We start from the raw sequence: 21576 nt of genomic DNA on the forward strand, positions 1-21576 counted from the left end.
GCATTTATGGGAAGATTTTATAAAAAAAATCCATTTGACGTATTGTACTATTTTTTGTATTATATTGAAGAAAAGAATGCCCGGACTAGAACGGGAGAGGTTCATAGCTGATACCCTCTATAAAAAACTATGGAAACATGACAATATGCCATGTCCATATCGGACGTGGCTTTTTTTTATGTTTTTACTTATGTTTTAATAGAACGATTGGTGATGCCTCTCTTGAAAAGTGTTGGGAAACATTTTACAAGGAGGTTTTTCTATGTCTGGCCGAAGCCATTAAGAAGGACTGACGCCTTAAAGTACACAATATTCATATGTCGTACCACGATCTTAATCCAGAAAAAATTGATTATCGATCAATGAGGAATTGAATAGTTCAATCAAGAAAGAGGTATTTAGCTACCCTCTAAAAAAAACTAAGAAGAAGCAGCACTTTTTCTTAGAGTGCTGTTTTTTCGATAAAAGGGAGTTTTTATAGATGATGCAGGGAAAAGCAATTGTTGTATTTAGTGGAGGTCAGGACAGTACAACCTGTTTGTTCTGGGCAAAAGAACGTTTTAAAGAAGTTGAGGCAGTAACTTTTGATTATGGTCAAAGGCATCGTTTTGAAATTGAATGTGCGAAGATGATAGCAGAGGAGCTCGGTGTCAAGCATCATATTCTTGATATGTCACTCCTGAATCAGCTTGCTCCGAATGCATTGACACGACAAGACATAAAGGTAGAAGACGGAGAAAATGGTGAGCTTCCATCGACTTTTGTACCTGGCCGAAATCTTCTCTTTCTTTCATTTGCGGGCGTTTTAGCGAGCCAAGTAGGAGCTAAGCATATTGTAACTGGCGTTTGTGAAACAGATTTTAGCGGATATCCGGATTGCCGAGATGTTTTTATTAAATCCTTAAATGTAACGTTAAATTTATCGATGGATGATTCCTTTATGATTGATACACCTTTGATGTGGCTGAATAAGGCACAGACATGGGAGCTTGCTGATCAGTTTGGAGCACTTGAATTTGTTCGGGAAAAAACGTTGACTTGCTATAACGGTGTAATAGCAGATGGCTGTGGTGAATGCCCGGCATGTCATCTTCGAAAAAAAGGGCTTGATGAGTATTTGAGTTACAGGAAGGAGTCTTAAGGCATGTCAGATTTTAGAATCGTCGATAAGCTCCAAAAAATAGATGTAGATATTCAAAGAAATCAATTGAACTATCATACAAAACGTGTTCTCGTAAGCAAAGAATTTACCTTCGATGCTGCTCATCATCTACATAATTATGAGGGGAAATGTAAAAACCTGCACGGTCATACGTATCGCGTAGTTTTAGGACTAAGTGGATACACAGATGAACGCGGTTTGATGATTGATTTTGGCGATATAAAAGGAATTTGGAAAGAAAAAATAGAGATTCATTTGGATCACCGTTATTTAAATGAAACGCTTCCACCCATGAATACGACGGCAGAGAACATTGTTGTTTGGATTTACGAAAAGTTGGCTGAGGCCTTGCTTGATGAACAAAGATATAACGGTGCTCGTGTAGAGTTTATCCGGCTATATGAAACTCCGACAAGCTATGCAGAAGCGAGACGGGAGTGGATGGAAGTTGAGTAAGATACCTGTTATCGAGATTTTTGGACCGACGATTCAAGGTGAGGGAATGGTAGTTGGCCAAAAGACCATGTTTGTGAGAACTGCTGGCTGTGATTATTCCTGTTCTTGGTGTGATTCATCGTTTACGTGGGATGGCAGCGGAAAGCATCTTATTGTCCAAATGACAGCGGAAGAGATTTGGTCGGAGTTGAAACGTCTTGGAGGCAGTGGCTTTTCATTTGTCACGATTTCAGGTGGCAATCCTGCACTTATCCGAAATTTGGAGGAGTTCATTGCAATTTTAAAAGAAAATGACATAAAGGTCGGGGTGGAAACACAAGGAAGTAGGTGGCAAAAATGGATGTATGAGATAGATGAACTGACAATCTCACCAAAGCCACCTAGCTCTGGTATGACAACAGACTATTCGGTGCTCTCTGATTTCTTCGAAAAACTTAAAAATCGAAACAGTAATCACCATATATCCCTCAAAATAGTCGTTTTTAATCAAGCGGATTACGAGTATGCTAAACAAATTCACCATCGGTATCCAAAGATTCCTTTTTATCTCCAAGTCGGTAATGATGATCTTACGACGATTGACAATTCACGTTTAATACTACATTTATTAGATAAATATCATGCGCTGATTGATAAAGTGATGAAGGATGAGGAATTCAGAGATGTCAAAGTACTGCCACAGGTGCATGCTCTTGTTTGGGGGAATAAAAGAGGTGTATAGTGTGCCATTACAGGAAAAATTGTATGGTTTTATCATTATTTATTAGGCTTCCATCAGATATGTGCTGTAAAACCTTCAAATCGAAAGGGAAAAGTTCTTAACTTAGGAAGGTGTGAAAGTATAGGCTAATTTGGCCTATACTTTTTTGATGCGCGCAGCATGAATGTAATCTATAGAATATATAGCTGAACCGCGAAGATAGAAGTAGTGACTAGCCAAGTGCAAGGGTGCTCGTAGCGATGCGGAATCTGCAAACAACTGAGTGACCAACATCGTGTTGTTGCCGCTACCGCTTCGCTTTCGCGCAGATAAAACCCTTTTGCTGACGCTTCGCTTTCGCACAAAAAACATCTGCTACTGCCGCTTCGCTTTCGTGCAAAAGACATTTGTTAGCCTAAAGTTTCCGGCGGATGTCATAAATTTGAGATGAGGCTTGTATGAATAGCAAGCTAATTATTTTTGAATTTCCCTCTTGACCTTAAAGTAACTTTAAGATGTATCATTGAATTAAAGGAGGTGTAATGGTTGAGTAAGTTGATGACAATACAGGATTTCGCCGAAAGAACTGGTATTTCCAAAAGCGCATTAAGATATTATGAGTCACAAAATTTACTTCGTTCAGTCAGTAGAGACATTAGTGGGTATCGAGTTTATTCTGAAGATCAAGTTGAAGTAGCTAAATTAATCTCAAGTTTACGTTTGGCAGATATACCAATAAAAAATATTCAAGCGTATTTAGAGGAAAGCGATGAAATAACAAGACAAAAGATGATGGATAATTGGATTCAGATGATAAAGGGAAGGCTAGATATTTTAAATGTAAGTTTACGCTACTTAGAAAGTGAAAATACTAGCAAAAATATCTATCTATTAGAGAAAAGCGCAGAAAAAATTATTTGGTTTTTTGCTGAATCCGAAATTGGTGAATTCAGAGAAATTGTTAATAAGAAAGCTAAAGAACTTGAGCAATTAAATATTCAAATAAAAAATTGCTATTTAAAATATATATCTGGAAAAGACGTGATTAAAGTCCAATTTGGCTTCGGAATACCTTTAGACATACACCCAAACAAGCTAATTGAAACAGATTTTTTAGAACATATGCCAGCTTGTATATACATTGCTATGTCCTTTAATGATTCAATCACAAAAATTCAAGATGGTTATTGCAAATTAATAAACTATGCAAATGAAAATAACTGGGTTCCTACAGGTTCCATACTAGAATGGTATCGAGGGAATGATTTTACTAATCTCGACTTATTATTGCCGGTCACACAATTTGGGAAGAGGGGGGAAACGAAAAATGTATAAAAATGATGAAGAGTTAGTTGTAAGAATAGTAGAATTGAAAGGAAATTATTATCAATTTGGCTTGGAGCAAGGTAGAGAATTAAGGTCATTACCGATCTTTGAACAATTGGAACAGCTAGGGAAATTGAATGTTAACTCAAATGTACAAAAGGCGAAGGAAATAGTAAAAAAAGTTTCACCGAATCTTTTTCAAGAATTAATCGGCTTGGCAGAAGGATTAGATATGGAAATAGATAATACTATTAAACTTTTTAGTGGATATGATGTAGCATTTCCACAAATGGGGTGTACTACATTAGTAAATGATGGCTATTATGTACGCAATTATGATTTTAGTCCGGAAATGTACGATGCAAGGCTTGTATGGATGAATCCTACAGATGGCTATGTTAGCGTAGGCTTTAGTCAGCAAATAATTGGAAGACTTGATGGAATGAATGAAAAGGGGCTCGTTGTAGGGTTACATTTTGTGAATAACGAATACAAGGAAGAGGGATTTATAGCAACGACTATTGTTAGAATGCTATTAGAACAATGTGCAAATATTGAAGAGGCACTAAATTTCATCACAAATATACCTCATGGTTATTGCTACAATTACTCCATTACAGATCAAAGTGGAACAAGTGTAATAGTAGAAGCTTCCCCGCAACAACAGATCATCAATTTCACGAATCCTCTTATTTGTACCAATCACTTTGAGTCAGAAATATTGAGAGAGAAAAACAGAATAGGAGTACAAGGATCAATAAAAAATAAGGACTATGTGAGTTCCTTATTATCGGAAAGTTTATCACCCATGTCTACATACCATCACTTTAATGATGAAAGTTCCCCGATATTTTTTAAACACTATAAAGAGTACTTTGGTACGTTGCATACAGTTGTCTATTGCCCAAAAGATTTAAGCATCATAATTGGAGTTGGTGGGAATTGTGAACCAATGATGTTTTCTCTAAAAGAATATATGGAGGGGACATTCATTCTACCTGAATATATGAAAGGGACAATTAATCAATCTAAATAAAAAGGACCTGTGGTTGCAATATCACCGATTTAGTGATAAATAACAAAATCGTATTTTCACAAATAATAAAAAATCCTACCATTTTATCTACTTTCCAATCTACATTTGTGTTAACTTATTATTAATTGAGGTTAACCCAAATTAAGGAGAATAGGAGAAAACAACAACAAGTATTTAAAAGTAAGATGGAGGAATAAAATGATCCGAAAGTTTTCTACTTATGATCTTGCCCAGATTTCATTGCTAGCTTGTCTTATTATCGTTTCAGGCATATTTAAAATTCCAACAGGTATTCCTGGGTCAGAATTTCAATTATCAGCACCCATTGCAGTTGCGATTGCTGCGGTATTTGGATTTAAACGATATTTTCTAGCGGGGATCATTGCAAGTTTAATCTTATTTTTACTAGGTATACACTCGATTTTAAATGTGGAGATCGCATTCATTTTTCGATTGACTGTAGGCCTACTCATTGTTTTATTTGGGACTTCAATTCCGGTACTTGTTTTGGCAGGCCCAATTGGAACAACGGTTGCTAGATTTGGTTTAGCTTTTACGTTAGGGACTCCATTTTTACCGTTATTAGTTTTGGCTATTCCAGGTATGGTCATCACAGCTGTTAGTGTTTATCCTATAACGAAAATGTTACATACAATTAATAGGAAAGTAGCAGGTAATAATCATGTTAAAAGCGTGTTATAGCATTCGAATGCGTGCGGCTGAAAGAAGTTCTGAACTAGGGGAAAAGCATATATCTGGTGGTGAACGGATAGGCAGTAAATCTCAGATAGAGCCAATCGTAAAACAGTTATTGAGCAAAGTAAATAATCATTCACGTGGAGAGGCTGACTTTATTCAAATTACCGTTGAAAAAATTGCACATGATCAGATACAGTATATGCCACCTTTAGAAATTACGACAGTTGAGGCTGCTTCAATCGAAAAGGCCCATAATGAAGCAAGAAAGATACTAACCTCCCGAGGTGTTTCGGAACATGCACTGAATGTTGCTTTTCATCAACTTAGTAGTAATCAAAATCTCCGTGGGGCAATCATCCTAAATAGTAAAACTGGCTTACGGCTTGACGATCGAGGACAAAGGGGTGTTCGTGTATCACGAATCGATTGGCAAGATGCTACTGGGGACCTTAATGAGCGTGTCCGTGAAGCGTTGGCTCTGGCGTCAAAAGTGGCAAATTCTCCGTATACAATTGCAGAATTATGTTGGTCTGATGATCCAGATTATGTGACTGGATATGTAAGTAATCGTGCCATTGGTTATGTCAGAATTACACCGTTAAAAAGGGTAGGCTGTGAGAGCGGAGGGCGTATTTTTTTTGTGTCAGATGAAGTTGAGCTAGAATCTTATATAGACTATTTAGAAAATGTACCGGTTCTCATTAGGAGGGATTAAAAAATGGATCATTGGTTTCAACGGGAACTACAATTAATAGAAGAGAAAGGATTGACAAGGAAGTTACGCTCGTTTTCAAATGGAAATGAGAGCGAGGTAATCATGAATGATAAGAGATTCTTGCTTTTTTCATCTAATAACTATTTAGGTCTTGCAACAGATTTTCGGTTGAGAAAGAAAGCATCTGAAGGTATTAGTAAATACGGTACAGGAGCTGGCGGTTCGAGATTAACAACTGGAAATTTCGTTATTCATGAACAGCTTGAATCAGAAATTGCGGATTTTAAAAAAACGGAAGCTGCCATTGTTTTCAGCAGTGGTTATTTAGCGAACATTGGCGTGATTTCAAGTGTGATGAAGGCAGGGGATATTATTTTTTCTGATGCCTGGAATCATGCGAGTATTATAGATGGTTGTCGCCTTAGTCAAGCAAAAACAATTGTGTATGAACATGCGGATATGGTGGATTTAGAGCATAAATTGAGACAATCAAATGGAGATGGAAAGAAGTTAATTGTAACGGATGGCGTCTTTAGTATGGATGGTGATATTGCTCCACTTCCTGAAATAGTTGCGCTAGCAAAGGAATACAATGCTTACATAATGATTGATGATGCGCATGTGACAGGTATTTTAGGAAGTGATGGTCGTGGTACTGCTGATTATTTTGGGTTGAAAGATGAGATTGATTTTACAGTGGGCACGTTGAGTAAAGCGATTGGTGCAGAGGGTGGTTTTGTGGCGACATCGTCAATTGCAAAGAACTATTTACTAAATAACGCTAGATCATTTATTTTCCAAACAGGTTTATCTCCAAGTGCGATTGAAGCAGCGCGAGAAGGAATATCCATTATTCAAAATGAGCCCGAACGAAGGGAACAATTACTGAATAATGCTAAGTATTTACGTTTAAAATTGGAGGAATCCGGTTTTGTAGTTAGGGAAGGGGAAACTCCCATTATATCTCTTCTTATTGGTGATTCCCGTGAAGCTATGCAATTTTCTGAGAAACTTATGGATGAAGGTGTCTTTATTCCAGCGATTCGACCACCAACTGTGCCAAAAGGGTCAAGCCGGTTGCGGATTACAGTGATGGCTACACATACAATGGAGCAGCTCAATACAGTCATCAATAAAATTAAGAAAATAGGAAAAGAAATGGGTATTGTATAAAAAATCTTATAGAACTTAATAATATTGAAAAGATGTTAATGACTAAATCGTTGTTGGACAGCGAGAGCTTTAGTTTAAGATTGCATAATCCTAATAAAACCCCTGATACTTCTGCTTAGCGTAGAAAAATCAGGGGTTTTCATTTAAACCATTGCACGTTTTTGTTACAAATGATTCAATGCTTTGACACTCACTTTAACTGTTAAATCATGCTTTCCACCTGAATAAACACCTTCAACAGGGCTTATATCGGAATAATCACGGCCAATGCATAAAATAATGTGATTTTCTAATACTTCTACATTATTAGTTGGATCGAGACCAATCCAGCCAATTCCCGGTATCATGACTTCTACCCAAGCATGGGTTGCACTATCACCGATCAAGGCGGAGTTTTCGTCGACGTATAAATAACCGCTCACATAGCGCGCTGGAATTCCTTTAGCTCTTAGCACCGCAAGCATGACATGTGTGAAATCCTGACAAACACCTCGCTTAAGGGCGAAAGCTTCACTTGCCGTCGTCGTCACATCGGTTGCACCCGGATCATATTCAAAAGTCGAGTATAAATATTGCATTAAATTTAATGAAAATAGCACAGGATTTTCAGCATGACCAATGGCATGGTAAACTTCCTCTAACTGATTTTCTGTCATATACGTAAATTGTGTAAACTTTAAATAGGGCAAATAATGCTCGTAAAACAGTTGAGAGTGAAAAATGGTCTGCATTTCTGGTGAATATTGAATACGATGAATAAATGGTGCGCGTTGAATGCTGACAATAGAGGTCGTTTGGATTTCTAGTTCTTGATGCTGCTCTGGTATATAAAAAGTGCCAACCGTATTGCCCCATATATCTGTATGCTCACGCGTTAAAGATGAAGGTGTAATGGCAATTCGATAGGATAATAAGCGCTGACGCTCATCGCCTCTTGGCTTTAAGCGGATTGTATTTAAGCTTTGATCGACTTCAGACTCATATTGAAAAATATTAGTATGTTGAATTTCAAATTTCATTGTGTCCGCTTCCTTTGAATTACTGACTTGCTTGTTGATAGAGAGCTGTCGTTGATTCCTTTCAAGGTTGTAGGCTGGGTTCATATAAATGATAAATTGTTGAAAATGTATTGCCAAAATCAATACATTGACACAATCTTTCCTCCATTAACAAAATCGTTTCTTCTAAGGTACTATTCCATAAATCTACATTCAATATAGCAAATAATAAACTTTTTAATGGGGCATGAAGCTCTATAAAACTTGCTGAAAGAGGATCGTTTTCTAAACAAATAAATGTTTCTTCTAACTTTTCTAGGCAAAACATCACTGAACGCGGGAAATGCTTATCCTGTAATAAATATTGAAGTACACACAGTAAATTGGTTTGGCGATGCTTTTGTAAATAAGACTCCGTCGCCTCTGATAAATCGAGTAAAAACGAACCGTCCGCTTCTAGTAAGGAGATGGCTATTTCCTTATGTTGTTCAAGTATAATTAAAGCCATACGAATCGTTTTTTCTGTACGCTCTAACCATTTCCCAACTTGCATGAAATAAAAGGGTACATCTCGATCCATCGAGCCTTCGATAAGCCCGGTAACCGTCAAAGAAGTCTTACGAACATTTTGTAAAAAAGAGTTAAGAACGATAAGCGGAATGGGTCTTTCACGTTCCAATATTTCTTGCTGTAAGGATAAATAAAAGGCGTTTTGCAATTCCCAAAGCTCAATGGGGATGCTATCTCGAGTTACGCGCGCATTTTCTCTAACTGCACGTAAAGTAGCATGAAGAGCGTTACAGTTATTATTTGAAAAGAGTAGATATTCGATAAGTGGATTGACACGAATCGACTCATATAAGGTCAAGTACTCTTCCTTCGAGGCACAAATATTCAACACTGCTTCCCAATGATCGATGTATTCATTTTCTTTGCCAGATTGCTCCAACATATTCAACAGCTGTACTTGTAATATATGTGCATTCGATTGTGATCGTTCACTATATCGTGCCATCCAGTATAGTGCATCGGCTACTCGACTTAGCATACTGCAATTCCTCCTTTAATATCCAAGTATCTTTTGCTCCTCCACCTTGTGAAGAATTCACGACTAAAGATCCTTCTTTTAATGCTACACGCGATAACCCGCCAGGAAGCACATAAATATCCTCACCCTTCATCACATAAACACGCAAATCGACATGACAAGGATAAAATCTCCCATCCTGGAAAGCCGGTGCTCTTGACAGACTAATCGTTGGTTGTGCAATGTATTGATGCGGGTTTTCCATAATTTTTTCTTTATAAATAGCGATTTCTTCATCATTCGCATGCGGACCAATCAGCATATCATAGCCACCAGAGGCACTAACATTTTTTATGACAAGCTCTCTCATATGCTCAAGAACCCAATCTAGCTGACGATCATCAGCTAGATGATAAGTCTTCACATTACGTAAAATAGGTTCCTCTTTCAAATAGTAGCGAATCATATCCGGTACATAGGCATACATCGCTTTATCATCAGCCACACCGTTACCAACTGCATTTAAAATGGCAATATTTCCAGCTTTATAAGCAACCATAATATGAGGAACTCCGAGTAAAGAATCTTCATGAAAAACAGCAGGGTCTAAGAAATCATCATCAATTCGACGATAAATAATATCAATTTGCTCAAGACCGTAGATGGTCTTCATATATACCTTATTGTCTTGGACAACTAAATCATGCCCTTCGACAAGTTGAATACTGAGCTGCTGTGCTAAAAAAACATGATCGTAATAGGCTGAATTATACATGCCAGCTGTTAAGAGGACAGCTTTAGGTTCTCTATCTGGCTCCATGCAAGGTGGCCGATGAGCAAGGAGTGCCTTCTTCATAAAGGCCATTTGTTTGTCGAGTGACTGAATCGAATGTTTAGAGAAAAATTCAGGATACACTTCCTTCATCACAGATCGATTTTGGAAAACATAGGAAATACCTGAAGGATTGCGTAAATTATCTTCTAACACGTAGTAAACACCATTCTCATCACGTATTAAATCGATACCAGCTAAAAAAATATGATTATCGATAGGTACTTTAACACCAAGCATTTCTTTATAATAATAAGGATTGTTTTCAATGAGCTGTTTTGGAATAAGCCCATCCTCAAAAATAGATTGTTCATGGTAGACATCATGCAGAAAACAATTTAAGGCTTTCACACGTTGCTTCATCCCAGCTTCAATTTCTTGCCACTGTTCATGTGGAATAATAATAGGTATAAAATCAAAGGGCATTGTCCGCTCTGTTCCACCTTGTGCTCCATATACGGTAAATGTAATGCCTTGTTTAAGGAATCTAGATTGTGCTTGCAGATATTTTTCCTCTAATTGGTTCTTTGTAAAAGCATTGAGCTTATGGTGGAAAGACCGATAATGAGGCTTCGGTTGATTGCCATCTAACATTTCATCAAAAAACAAACCAGATTCGTAAAACTTCATCATATGGATCGCCCTCCGAATTTAAGTAGTAGAGAAAACGTGTTACACTAAAAATGAATACATAAAAGGAGCTAATAAAATGACAATCATTAATTTAATGCAAGCCTATGAGCTAGACAAGCTTTCAAAATTAGATTTTACTAATGAGGAAATTGTGCGCACATTGCAAACAGGGGATTTATCAGTTTGGCAGGAAAAAGTACCAAACTATGAATTTTCCGAAACAATGGCACTTTATCAAGAAGGGAAACAATTATTCTTAGACGCTCTGCATGGTAACTACCGTATCAAATATGTAACTTTGCCAGGCATTCAACGTTTACTGTATCTTCGTTTCCAATTAGAAGAAGGTAAGGATTATCAATTATTAGAAACAGGAATCCAGCATCTAACTTGTAATGAGAAAACTATCGAAAAGCTTCAACTTATGCTATCAACGAACTGGTCAGTAGCTAAACAAGTAGATGGGACGTATAGTATTTTTGTAAAGTAACGGTTTTCGCACAGAAAACATTTATTGCTGTCGCTTCGCTTTTGCACCGGTAAATAATGTGTCTGAAATCGACAAAAACCAAATAATCCCATGCGCGTTGTGAGAAGAATCGACATGTACAGTTACCCATCTTTTCATTTTTTGATTCATCTCACAGCATTTATCTCACTAGATTTAAATATTCATTTTTTTCGCGTTTTATACCTAAATAGTGAAACTTTCAAAAAAATTTTAAAATAAGGTGATTTTCTTTCTAAAAGAGAATCATCTTTTTTGTTACCTGAAAAAGAACATACGTTCCATTAAGTGAAAAAAGTTCATTTATTTCACCATAAAGTTCCCAAATTTATATTTGGGAACGTTTTTTCGTGGTAAAATAGAGCAAATAGAGGTGATTTTATGGAAAAGCCGAAGCTACCAAAACTAATGAGAGATTTCCTTGTTTATTTAACGACGATTAAAGGGAAGTCTCACCGCACAAGAAAAGAATACGAATATGATTTGACATTATTCTTCCGTTTTTACATAGCCATTCAGAATGATCATGATAGTTCAGAATTAACGAAAATAGATATTTCTACTATTTCAATAGAAGAAATTCGAGAAATGACACTAGAAGATCTTTATTTATTTATGGAATATTGCGAGGTGCAGCGTGGCAATTCTGCATCTGCGAGAGCACGTAAAGTAGCAACGTTAAAATCATTTTTTAAATACTTGAAAGGGAAACGTCGTCTTATTGAGGAAAATCCTGCAGATGAACTAGAGACCCCTAAAATAGGACGGAAAAGACCTATCTATATGAATATCGAGGAAGCGACACGATTTATCGATGGCATCCAGCCAAATCGCGCTTCACCGAGAAATTATTGTATGATGATGTTTTTCTTGAATTTAGGGATTCGTGTGACGGAGCTTTGTCAGTTAAATAGGTCGTCTATACAAGGACGCTACTTAACGGTTGTTGGTAAAGGGAATAAAGAACGGACCGTTTATTTGAACGATAGCTGTATACAGGCACTTGCAGACTATGAAAATAACGGAAAGACAACATATAAAGGTGAGGGAGACGAGCCCCTTTTCATCTCACAAAAGGGAACACGCTTTACCCGTCAAACCGTTGCAAAAATCGTTAAACAAATTAATCAGCAATCTGGACTCCAAAAAGAACGACTGACGCCACATAAGTTACGTCATACATCCGCAACAATGATGTATAAATCAGGGGCAGATATTCGAAGTCTCCAGCATATATTGGGCCATTCAAGTGTGGCAACAACGCAAATCTATACCCATATTGAAAATGAAGAGCTGCAACATGTACTCGAAAATAATCCATTTAATATTGTTCGGGCAAGATAATTTCCAAAATTTTAAAGGGAATTTGCTTAATCTAAAGAATACTTTATATTGTATAGAACATATACAGAATAGGAATCAAAAATCGTTTGGTAAGGGGAGTAGCTTATGAATCAATTAATTAACGATCATCTATGTGAAACAAGAAATAACTTAGTTGAGGAGATTAAAGTATTAAGTGATACTCAGTTTAATGCTAAGCCTGATGCAAACAATTGGAGTATAGCGCAGATTTGCCATCACTTAATCTTAGTGGAGGAGTCTACAGTAAAGGTGATTTCATGGGGAATAAAACAAGTAGATAATAAGCAAACGGAACGAAAAAATTTTGACATTATCGTAGACAGAACAAAGAAATTTACGGCACCCAAAATTGTTGAACCAGCTGAAGACTTCTTTACAGTACAGCAAATCATTGAGTTGCTGGAGGATTCGAGAAAAAAATTAACAACTTACCTTGATACTATTGAAGACAAATCATTATTAGCAGAGAAATCCGTGAAGCATCCTGTTCTTGGAGAATTACCCCTCGATCAATGGGTGGAACAAATTTATTTTCATGAACAACGACATATTGAACAAATAAAAGAAATCAAAGCATTAATCACAGTTGAACACTAATGAACTTCCTGGAGACATAGTACAAAGAATGAAAAAAAGAAAAGACCGACATTATGTTAAAGAAATTATCATAGACATTAAAAATTCAATCGCATTAGAAATAATCTGGAACATTTTAATATTTATCCCTAGAATAATCTTCCGATTATTGAAAAATTTATGAAGAGTTTAATTTCGCAAACAGCATAAAGAGGTCGAGATATAGCCACATAGTAAGAAGGAAAGGACAAAGAGCCTTTCCTTCTTTTTCATATTTTATGCTATAATTATCGTTATTTACTATTTTTTGTTAGGAGAAATTATGAGAATTTATAAGTTAGCTAGTATATGCACTTCTATTATACTCTTATCAGGATGTAATACATTTTCATCTAAAACAGAAGTACCCTCTAAAAATGCAGCGTCAGAGGCTGTAAAAAATGAGCCTGTTGTTTTGGAGAGCACTCATAAGGAGAATGAAGATAAACCTGTTGTCGTAGATATCACTCATAAGGAGAAAGACGATGAATCAATAGGAAGTTCTCATCCTATTAAGATTAATGAAGAGGTATCGGCTCCTCTAGGTGGAAGTAAATCATATTTTACTTATGAGGAAGATTTTCCATTTAAAATATCCGTAACCAATACTGGAACAAAAAGATTTTTTTACAAAATTCAACATGTAGATAAAGAAGCAAAAATTGCAAATGGTATTTTAAACGGTAACGAAAGTTTTGAAAAGTTATTTAAAGGATTTCCCAAAGGAGCTTATGTCATAACTTACCGTGTACTAGACGAAGAGCATCCAATAGATATAAATCTAAAGGTAAAGGTCGAGTTACTTCCTTAATGTCTTTAATATTCGAAATTGACGAGCTATTGTTTTGATTGAATATCATAAAATGCAGAAAGAACCTGACGGAATCATGAATTTCGTCAGGTTCTTTCTGCATTCTGGCTCTTGTTAAATCAAATTTTGGTGATTCGATATCAAATAAGGTTTATGAATATCGTGTACTTGCCAGAATGTCTCAGCAAGAATTAGCAGAGAAAGTCGGGGTGTCCAAACAAACCATCTTCGTAATGGAAAAAGGAAATTATGTTCCGACTCTGCTGTTAGCTTTTCGAATTGCCGAATTTTTTAATGTTGATGTAAACGATATATTTACTTATGAGAAAGGAAATGATCAAAATGATAACTAAGTTTATGTCAGATATCCATAAAGCCATTTTTTCCCCTTTAAGATCCTGGGCTGAACAAGGGAAATTGGAATATTCTCATTGGAGTTGGCTTTTTACTGATTGTGGGTAGTGCGATTTTTGCCTATGTTTTTTATAAGAAGATTGGGCAAGATGACGAACGGACAAATATAATCTTTTTGAAAAGCAGTTCCTATATGCTGGTGGCAATTATTCTATGTGACATAATTTTTCCTAAAGACGATATGTGGACCATCTTTTTCTTGTTCAAATATACGCTGGCATTATTAGCTGGTGGGATGTACCTAGCTGTCCAATATAAAAAGGATTTTTCATAAGAAAAGGTCGAGGAGCAAGACTCAACCAAGGAGAAATCGTTGGTCTGATGGGAAGAAACGGCGCTGGCAAATTGATGAAGATTTTAACGCAAACCATTCAAACCGATGATGGATCAGTTGCAGACAATCCATTAGGAAGGGTACTTAATCGAGGAACCAAAACTACTTTAATTATTCCACAAAACTTATTTTTCAGGAATTTACGGAAACACCTTCAAACTCAATGAATACGAAGGGCTCTTACGGAACCTGCAATTATTAGATGTGTTGAAAAAGAGGTGAAGGAATATTCTTTAAAAATGCGGCAAAATCTAGGAATCGTCATTAGCCTCCTAAATAGTCCGCGCTTAGGTAAAGGTAGAATTGCTTTCCTGAAGTATTATGTTCTATTCGAAATTTTCTAGAGCCATTGTTTTGATCAATCTTTTTCAAAACAATGGTTTTTGTTATGTCGTGAAATTAAGTTTTCAAGGTTATTTTATTGTAAAGCTTGACTAAATAAATCATCTGTTATATATTAAATAGAAATAAAAACAACTGTTATAAAACAGTTTGTTCTAGGAGGAATTCTTATGACAAAGTATCGTGATGGCTATGAGTTTTATTGTGAGATGTGTGAGCGTTATGGTTTAGAGCCAATTTCATTCCGCTATTATGTGTTACAGTTATCACAGCAGCAACTTTCAGCTTATAATATGCAAGCAAAACAATTAGGCATTTAAAAGGTTTAAGATTAAAGGATGTGGTTATAACGGACGCCGACGTGAATATTTTATGAAAAGCCCAGCCATACTAATTAAAATGGACTGGGCTTTCGACTGTTTGAAAGAAATATCAGAAAATTCATTGACATAGCTGCCTAACTGTTATATATTATTAAAAAATAATAAAACTGTTATATAACAACGAAAGGAGAATACCACCAATTTCTATTATTATGACAATCAATTATCACAAGAACAATTGGACTATTTTAACGAAGTTGCAAAAACGAAAGGAAGTTATTAGTATGACAGAATATCGAGAAGGTTATGATTTTTATCGACACGTATGCGAGAAACATGGTTTAGAGCCCATAAATTTTCACTATTATATGTTGAACTTATCTCAGGAGCAACTAGATGCCTACAATGAACGAGCCAAAACATTCGGAGGTCCAATAGAATATGAAGTCTCTTAGCTTTTAAAATACCTTACTGCCTAGTTCTGACAGTGAGGTATTTTTGCTATATATCATAAATGAAGAAAGTATTCAAGTATTTATAAATAACAGACAATTCATACATTCCAGAGATAAATAGGCTAAATATAACATATTAATAGTCTAAGGTAATTAAAGTATTCCAAATCAAGCGTTATAAGTAAGTTAAAAGACCTTGTTTCCGAGGATCTGTTCTATTAAAAATCATCAAATATAGACTTGAATGTTTTAATATTTGGGTTGAATTAACTGCTTTTCTAATACTATAATGTAATTACATAATAAAGGGCGATATCCCATAACTTTATACCTCACTTTTTTTAAAGCAAAAGTACCAAACCCTTCTAATGAACGGAGAATGTAAATGATGAATATCACGCCTAGTAGTATTAATCAAGTTAACTATAGCCTGAAAGAATTACAAGATATTTTTTCAGCAATGAATAGTTCAATCATTGTAGCAATTACAGACCGAACTGGGAAAATTACGTTTGTTAATGATCATTTTTGCAAAATTTCTAAATATACTCGTGAAGAATTAGTAGGGCAAGATCACCGTTTACTGAATTCAGGTTACCATCCAAGGTCTTTCTTTAGAGAGATGTGGAAAACGATAGGTAAGGGTGACATGTGGAATGGCGAGGTGTGTAATCGCGCGAAGGATGGTAGTCTTTACTGGGTGAAGACGACGATTATTCCTTTTCTTGATGACAATGGTAAACCGTATCAATATATTGCTATACGAGTTGATATTACCGCACAAAAAGATATAAAAAAGATTACCCATATTGCTTATCACGATGAATTAACAGGGCTACCAAATCGTCGTAAGTTAGAGCAACGTTTAGAAAACGAATTCCATCAATCTCGACGTACAGGTGAGAAGTTTGCATTATTTTTCATTGATGTCAATCGTTTCAAAAACATTAATGATGGTCTTGGCCATATCATCGGGGATATGTTCTTAGTGGAAATGGCGCATCGTCTACGCAACGTTGATTACACATCGAATTCTATCTACCGCCACAATAGTGATGAATTTGTGATTATATTAAACGATGTTGACCGTGTTGAGGAGAAGGCTGAGGAAATAATCGGCGTCTTTAATGAGAGTTTTATTGTGAATACGTATGAATTTTACGCGAGTATTAGCATTGGAATCAGTATATTCCCAGATCATGCAAACTCTGCGGAGGAATTATTGAAAAATGCAGATATCGCTATGTATGCAGCGAAATCTTCACGTGGTAATCAATATCGCTTATATCGTCCAAATATGGAGGAAGTCAATGATAAATGGCTATTACTTGAAACAAAATTACATCAAGCGTTAAAAAAAGATATTTTAGAATTACATTATCAACCAAAAATTGATTTAAAAACGAATACAGTGATTGGCATGGAGGCATTACTTCGCTGGAATGATCCTTTACTTGGTTATATACCACCGGATCACTTTATTCCATTTGCTGAGGAATGTGGGCTTATTAATGATATAGGGGTATGGGTGTTAAGAAAAGCATCTGCCCAGGCACGCACTTGGAACGAGGTACATAATTTAAACTTACGTGTTGCCGTAAACATTTCTCCGATTCATATTAGTACGACAGGCTTTGTCGAAATGGTACGCGACATTATTACAGAAACAAAAATTGATCCGCACTCATTAGAAATAGAAATTACAGAGATGAGTATGTTGGATTATACGGAAGACTTGATCGATACTATTAACCAATTAAGAGCACTTGGTATTACGATTTCCTTAGATGATTTCGGAACGGGTTACTCGTCGCTCAATTACTTAAAAACATTCCCCGTAGATGTTTTAAAAATAGATCGCGCATTCATCCGTGATATTGTGCCCGAAAAATCAGGCATTGCCATGATTTCAGCCATGATCTCTCTAGCGCATGCCCTCAATCTTCAAGTAGTAGCTGAAGGCGTCGAGGAAGAAGCAGAATTACAAGTGCTGCGCGAGCATGGCTGCGAGTACGTACAGGGCTATTACTTCAGTAAGCCACTATCGGTAGATGACTTTACGCGGCTGATAGTAGATAGTAATATGTAGACAATATAGAGGATCTTGACCTTAATTTAGGCCAAGATCCTCTAAGTGTTTATGGGGTTATTTTAGTACGAAATGCGATTTTACAACGAATAAAGAAAGAACAAAGGAGTAGCGAATTTCGCTCTTTTTTTAAGGGATTATTTAAAAGAATTTAGATACTTTTTTTAACTCAAGTTCCAAAAATAATTCCTCTTTTTTCTTAAAGAAATCTTTTTTATTCATCGGTCCATATAGTTGATTTGTTTTAACATCTATAATCCAGTATTCACTTTTTTTATCTTCAGATACATGTAACTCATCTGTTGTACGAGCTATAATATCTTTCTTATCATAATTAAATTCTTCTATAGTTGGTTTTAAAACAAAATTCGATGCTTCTGTACTAGTTAGATTATAGGAATGAGCACTGGTTCTATTCAATAAATATGTATCATTTATTTCCACCTCACCATCCGTAGAAGCATGTGTTCCTAAATTGTGTACTACAGTGTCCCATAACACATAAAAACCAACGATAAACCCAATTATTACAACTATAAAAAGAGCCATTTTATATTTCTGTACCATTTAACTTAAACCTCTTTCTGTAACTAATAACGGTTTAATAGTAGCAAAAAAAGGAAGATTATTCATTAGGAATAGAAATATTAATACATTGGCTAGTTAGAAGCATCTGGTCTATAAGGAACAAAGTCAATTTTCTGATATTTCCCGAAAAATAATTGTTAATATTTGAAATTATTTAACTGTTTTGCTAAAGTTATATAAAATATTAATTGATGATGTGGCTAAGTAAGATAGAATTGTGAAACAGAGAATATAGCAACTGTTGAGAGCTATATCACCGCTTCTTATCTGAAACCTACCACGGAGATGTTATGCAAACATAACCGAGTCGTTTTTCGTTACAAAACGTTAGAGGGTTTTAAGAAGATGTTCTTAAAACTAAATTCAAGGTGGTACCACGTTTATTCAGCACAAAGACGTCCTTATTGTAGGGACAGCTTTGTGCTTTTTTATTTTTATTCAACGGGTGGCAAACACCTTATAGAAATGGAGGAAAGAACATGACAACACAACAAAATGATTTTTCAAAATGGTACATTGAGACAATCCAAAAGGCAGACTTAATGGATTATACACCGGTTCGCGGCTGTATCGCATTTAAACCAGACGGCTATGAAATTTGGGAACATATTCAAGAGGAAATGGACCGTCGTTTTAAAGAGACAGGTCATCGAAACGCTTATTTCCCTATGTTAATCCCTGAATCCTTCTTCCAAAAAGAAAAAGATCATATCGAAGGTTTCTCACCAGAACTTCCTTGGGTAACAGAGGCAGCGGGTGAAAAATTAGAAGAACGTTTAGCGCTTCGTCCGACCTCTGAAACGATGATTGGCCACTTATATTCTAATTGGATCAAAAGTTATCGTGATTTGCCGGTCCTAATTAATCAATGGGCAAATGTTTTCCGCTGGGAAAAGAAAACACTTCCGTTCATTCGAACATCTGAATTTTTGTGGCAAGAGGGCCATACAGCACATATTGATGAAGAAGATGCACGTAAAGAAACAATGCAAATGTTAACGATCTATAAAGAGGTAGTTGAGGATTTACTTGCAATCCCTGTCTACGATGGACAAAAAACACCTTCCGAACGTTTTGCAGGCGCAGTAGATACATTTTCTATCGAAGCAATGATGAAAAATGGAAAGGCTGTACAAGCTGGGACCTCTCACTATTTAGGGACAAAATTCGCTGAAGCCTTTGATATTAAGTATTTAAACAAAGCCAATCAGCATGAACATGTACACACAACATCTTGGGGGACTTCGACACGTTTAATTGGTTCTGTCATTATGGTTCACGGTGATGAACAGGGGCTTATTTTACCGCCACGAATTGCACCAACTCAAGTTGTCTTAATCCCTGTAGGGCCATGGAAAAAGAACCCTGAAATTATGGAGAAACTAGATGACATCTTTGCAATTCTTAAGAAGAAGGGAATTCGAGTACGTCTTGATGACTCCGACCAATCACCAGGCTTCAAATTTAATGAATGGGAATTAAAAGGTGTGCCAATTCGTATTGAATTAGGACCTCGCGATTTAGAGAAAAACCAGGCATTGTTAAAAGCACGAGATGAAGATGACAAGCAATCCATTGACCTGAACGACATTGTTGCAGCAATTGAAGTGGAACTAACAACAATGCAAACTCGATTATTCGATAAAGCACGTAAATTCCGTGATGAAAACGCTCATACAAATATCGATACTCTGAAGGATTTACAGCAGCATATTAACATTTCCAAGGAAAAAGGATCTATTCCTGGCTGGATTCTTGCTGGATGGTGTGGAGATGATGCCTGCGAGGAAAAAGTGAAAGAAGAGACAAAATATACTTCTCGTAACATTCCATTTAACCCACCAACTACGAAATCTACTTGTATTTGCTGTGGCAATGAAGCAAAGCATACAGTTTGGTTTGCTCAAGCATACTAATAATTGAAAAGATGAAAAGGAAAAATGATACATAAATAAGCTTGCTTCTCAAATTTTGAGAAGCAAGCTTATTTTTTGTTTCAATCAAATATGCCTTGGCATATTTGCGTCGAAATCGGCTTTGTGCTTAGGCCTGCAGATGTTTTTTGTGCGAAAGCGCAGTGCTAAGGGCCGACACGATGTCGGTCATTTCGGTAATGCTACAGGACGTGGCGTTCTTAGACTGAGTTCCTCTATTTCAGCAGGTATTTGGACACCCACTGAAAAAGTAACTTTAACCCGCATTCCTCTTACCACCTATAGAGTTGGGAGACTTCTGTACCTGTCGCTACGCTTTCGGTACAAAAAATATCTGCTAAAAAAAGTTAAATACTATTTTCGCTTAGGCATTTATAAGGATGCTCGGCTAGTTGTTTTATTTGTTTCGATTTAAAGAATTTATAGCTCATTTTTCAATTTTACAGGTCCAAATAACTGCAATGCAAAAGGAGATAATTCTTCCCACATACTACTGGATGGATCGTCTATTAAGTTTAATCGTAAACCCATTAATAAACTTGTATAAGCTGTAGCAATATAAGTAGGATTCTGTTTATATAATAGGCCTTTTTTTTGTCCGTTTTCTATAAGATGAATAAGCTTAATTCTAAAATTAATGTTAAATAAATCTAGTTCCTTGAAGGTATCCTTATATTCTTTATTTTGAGCGATAATAAAGACTACCAAATTTAAATAAGAGCCAGAATTAGCAAAAATTTTTATTTGTTTTTTAATCATGGATTCTAATTCTTGTATAAGATCTTGTTCCTCTGGATTAAAATTCAAAATATCTTCTTCATATTTTTTTAATGGTTCAACAACTGCCGCATGAAAAAGTGTTTCTTTATTTTCAAAATAGGTGAAAACACTTCCGAAACTGACTCCAGAAGCCTTTGCAACCTCTTGAATCTTCGTGCCCTCAAAACCTTTCTCCGCAAATAGGTGAATTGCTTCAGTTAATATTTTTTTTCTTTTTATTATCATATTTGACTTTTGCTTTTCTGAAAGTACCATGGGAAA

The 21576-nt window shown here is 36.0% G+C and carries 23 protein-coding genes, 1 pseudogene, 1 riboswitch and 1 other annotated feature; of the genes and pseudogenes, 19 read left to right on the forward strand and 5 right to left on the reverse strand.

Annotated elements, in window-relative coordinates:
* The first annotated feature begins 90 nt into the window (after positions 1-90).
* Positions 91-137: riboswitch (PreQ1 riboswitch) on the forward strand.
* 344 nt (positions 138-481) lie between these two features.
* The 8 genes from queC (at position 482) to bioF (ending at position 7267) form a co-directional block, all read left to right on the forward strand.
* Positions 482-1141: a 7-cyano-7-deazaguanine synthase QueC gene (gene queC / locus ACFXN8_RS14625; protein ID WP_386846040.1), complete on the forward strand. Its 660-nt coding sequence runs from the start codon at positions 482-484 to the stop codon at positions 1139-1141.
* A gap of 3 nt (positions 1142-1144) precedes the next feature.
* Positions 1145-1618: a 6-carboxytetrahydropterin synthase QueD gene (queD, locus tag ACFXN8_RS14630; protein ID WP_386846042.1), complete on the forward strand. Its 474-nt coding sequence runs from the start codon at positions 1145-1147 to the stop codon at positions 1616-1618.
* Entirely contained in the window at positions 1611-2339 is a 729-nt protein-coding gene (gene queE, locus ACFXN8_RS14635) for a 7-carboxy-7-deazaguanine synthase QueE (RefSeq protein ID WP_386846044.1), read from the forward strand. Before queD ends, queE begins: the two co-directional genes overlap by 8 nt.
* Positions 2340-2864: 525 nt before the next feature.
* Positions 2865-3653 carry a helix-turn-helix domain-containing protein gene (locus ACFXN8_RS14640; RefSeq protein WP_386846046.1) on the forward strand — a complete coding sequence of 263 codons (789 nt, stop codon included), beginning with the start codon at positions 2865-2867 and terminating at the stop codon, positions 3651-3653.
* Positions 3646-4680 (forward strand): C45 family autoproteolytic acyltransferase/hydrolase, encoded by a 1035-nt coding sequence (locus ACFXN8_RS14645; protein ID WP_386846049.1) that lies wholly within the window; start codon positions 3646-3648, stop codon positions 4678-4680. The genes ACFXN8_RS14640 and ACFXN8_RS14645 overlap by 8 nt, the downstream gene beginning before the upstream one ends.
* Before the next feature lie 198 nt (positions 4681-4878).
* The gene (locus tag ACFXN8_RS14650; RefSeq protein WP_386846051.1) at positions 4879-5382 is read left to right on the forward strand and encodes a hypothetical protein; all 504 of its coding nucleotides are present in this window, start codon (positions 4879-4881) and stop codon (positions 5380-5382) included.
* On the forward strand, positions 5363-6094 hold the full coding sequence (bioW, locus tag ACFXN8_RS14655) for a 6-carboxyhexanoate--CoA ligase (RefSeq protein ID WP_386846053.1): 732 nt from the start codon (positions 5363-5365) through the stop codon (positions 6092-6094). The genes ACFXN8_RS14650 and bioW overlap by 20 nt, the downstream gene beginning before the upstream one ends.
* A gap of 3 nt (positions 6095-6097) precedes the next feature.
* Positions 6098-7267, forward strand: coding sequence for an 8-amino-7-oxononanoate synthase (bioF, locus tag ACFXN8_RS14660; RefSeq protein ID WP_386846055.1), 1170 nt, complete (start codon positions 6098-6100; stop codon positions 7265-7267).
* 164 nt (positions 7268-7431) lie between these two features.
* On the opposite strand, the gene ACFXN8_RS14665 is transcribed toward bioF, so the two are convergent.
* The 3 genes from ACFXN8_RS14665 to ACFXN8_RS14675 all read right to left on the reverse strand — a co-directional run bounded on the left by ACFXN8_RS14665 (position 7432) and on the right by ACFXN8_RS14675 (position 10757).
* Complete coding sequence (locus ACFXN8_RS14665) at positions 7432-8286, reverse strand: transglutaminase family protein (protein ID WP_376070055.1); 855 nt, start codon at positions 8284-8286, stop codon at positions 7432-7434.
* 61 nt (positions 8287-8347) lie between these two features.
* Complete coding sequence (locus tag ACFXN8_RS14670; protein WP_386846058.1) at positions 8348-9313, reverse strand: alpha-E domain-containing protein; 966 nt, start codon at positions 9311-9313, stop codon at positions 8348-8350.
* Complete coding sequence (locus ACFXN8_RS14675) at positions 9267-10757, reverse strand: circularly permuted type 2 ATP-grasp protein (protein ID WP_386846060.1); 1491 nt, start codon at positions 10755-10757, stop codon at positions 9267-9269. Before ACFXN8_RS14675 ends, ACFXN8_RS14670 begins: the two co-directional genes overlap by 47 nt.
* Before the next feature lie 76 nt (positions 10758-10833).
* On the opposite strand from ACFXN8_RS14675, the gene ACFXN8_RS14680 reads away from it, so the two are divergent.
* The 10 genes and pseudogenes from ACFXN8_RS14680 (at position 10834) to ACFXN8_RS14725 (ending at position 18013) form a co-directional block, all read left to right on the forward strand.
* Positions 10834-11247, forward strand: coding sequence for a hypothetical protein (locus ACFXN8_RS14680; RefSeq protein WP_386846062.1), 414 nt, complete (start codon positions 10834-10836; stop codon positions 11245-11247).
* A 399-nt stretch (positions 11248-11646) separates the two neighbouring features.
* Entirely contained in the window at positions 11647-12609 is a 963-nt protein-coding gene (locus ACFXN8_RS14685) for a tyrosine recombinase XerC (RefSeq protein ID WP_386846064.1), read from the forward strand.
* A gap of 105 nt (positions 12610-12714) precedes the next feature.
* Positions 12715-13227: a DinB family protein gene (locus ACFXN8_RS14690; protein WP_386846066.1), complete on the forward strand. Its 513-nt coding sequence runs from the start codon at positions 12715-12717 to the stop codon at positions 13225-13227.
* 301 nt (positions 13228-13528) lie between these two features.
* Positions 13529-14056, forward strand: coding sequence for a hypothetical protein (locus tag ACFXN8_RS14695; protein WP_386846068.1), 528 nt, complete (start codon positions 13529-13531; stop codon positions 14054-14056).
* Between the two features lie 104 nt (positions 14057-14160).
* Positions 14161-14409, forward strand: a complete 249-nt coding sequence (locus tag ACFXN8_RS14700) for a helix-turn-helix transcriptional regulator (RefSeq protein WP_386846120.1) — start codon at positions 14161-14163, stop codon at positions 14407-14409.
* Positions 14399-14744: pseudogene (locus ACFXN8_RS14705) on the forward strand (DUF2178 domain-containing protein). The gene ACFXN8_RS14700 and the pseudogene ACFXN8_RS14705 overlap by 11 nt, the downstream one beginning before the upstream one ends.
* Complete coding sequence (locus ACFXN8_RS14710; RefSeq protein ID WP_386846122.1) at positions 14741-14971, forward strand: ATP-binding cassette domain-containing protein; 231 nt, start codon at positions 14741-14743, stop codon at positions 14969-14971. The pseudogene ACFXN8_RS14705 and the gene ACFXN8_RS14710 overlap by 4 nt, the downstream one beginning before the upstream one ends.
* A 345-nt stretch (positions 14972-15316) precedes the next feature.
* Positions 15317-15466, forward strand: coding sequence for a hypothetical protein (locus ACFXN8_RS14715; protein ID WP_036126419.1), 150 nt, complete (start codon positions 15317-15319; stop codon positions 15464-15466).
* A 287-nt stretch (positions 15467-15753) separates the two neighbouring features.
* On the forward strand, positions 15754-15924 hold the full coding sequence (locus tag ACFXN8_RS14720; RefSeq protein WP_376070075.1) for a transcriptional regulator: 171 nt from the start codon (positions 15754-15756) through the stop codon (positions 15922-15924).
* 385 nt (positions 15925-16309) lie between these two features.
* On the forward strand, positions 16310-18013 hold the full coding sequence (locus ACFXN8_RS14725; protein WP_386846071.1) for a putative bifunctional diguanylate cyclase/phosphodiesterase: 1704 nt from the start codon (positions 16310-16312) through the stop codon (positions 18011-18013).
* A 141-nt stretch (positions 18014-18154) separates the two neighbouring features.
* On the opposite strand, the gene ACFXN8_RS14730 is transcribed toward ACFXN8_RS14725, so the two are convergent.
* A complete protein-coding gene (locus ACFXN8_RS14730; protein ID WP_386846073.1) occupies positions 18155-18580 on the reverse strand; it encodes a DUF3997 domain-containing protein in 426 nt (141 codons plus the stop codon).
* A 203-nt stretch (positions 18581-18783) separates the two neighbouring features.
* Positions 18784-19007 (forward strand) — a binding site (T-box leader).
* Between the two features lie 73 nt (positions 19008-19080).
* On the opposite strand from ACFXN8_RS14730, the gene proS reads away from it, so the two are divergent.
* A complete protein-coding gene (gene proS / locus ACFXN8_RS14735) occupies positions 19081-20517 on the forward strand; it encodes a proline--tRNA ligase (RefSeq protein WP_386846075.1) in 1437 nt (478 codons plus the stop codon).
* Between the two features lie 438 nt (positions 20518-20955).
* On the opposite strand, the gene ACFXN8_RS14740 is transcribed toward proS, so the two are convergent.
* A complete protein-coding gene (locus ACFXN8_RS14740) occupies positions 20956-21570 on the reverse strand; it encodes a TetR/AcrR family transcriptional regulator (protein ID WP_386846077.1) in 615 nt (204 codons plus the stop codon).
* Between the last annotated feature and the right edge of the window lie 6 nt (positions 21571-21576).

This window comes from Lysinibacillus sp. NPDC059133, assembly GCF_042755925.1.
Classification (GTDB): Bacteria; Bacillota; Bacilli; order Bacillales_A; family Planococcaceae; genus Lysinibacillus.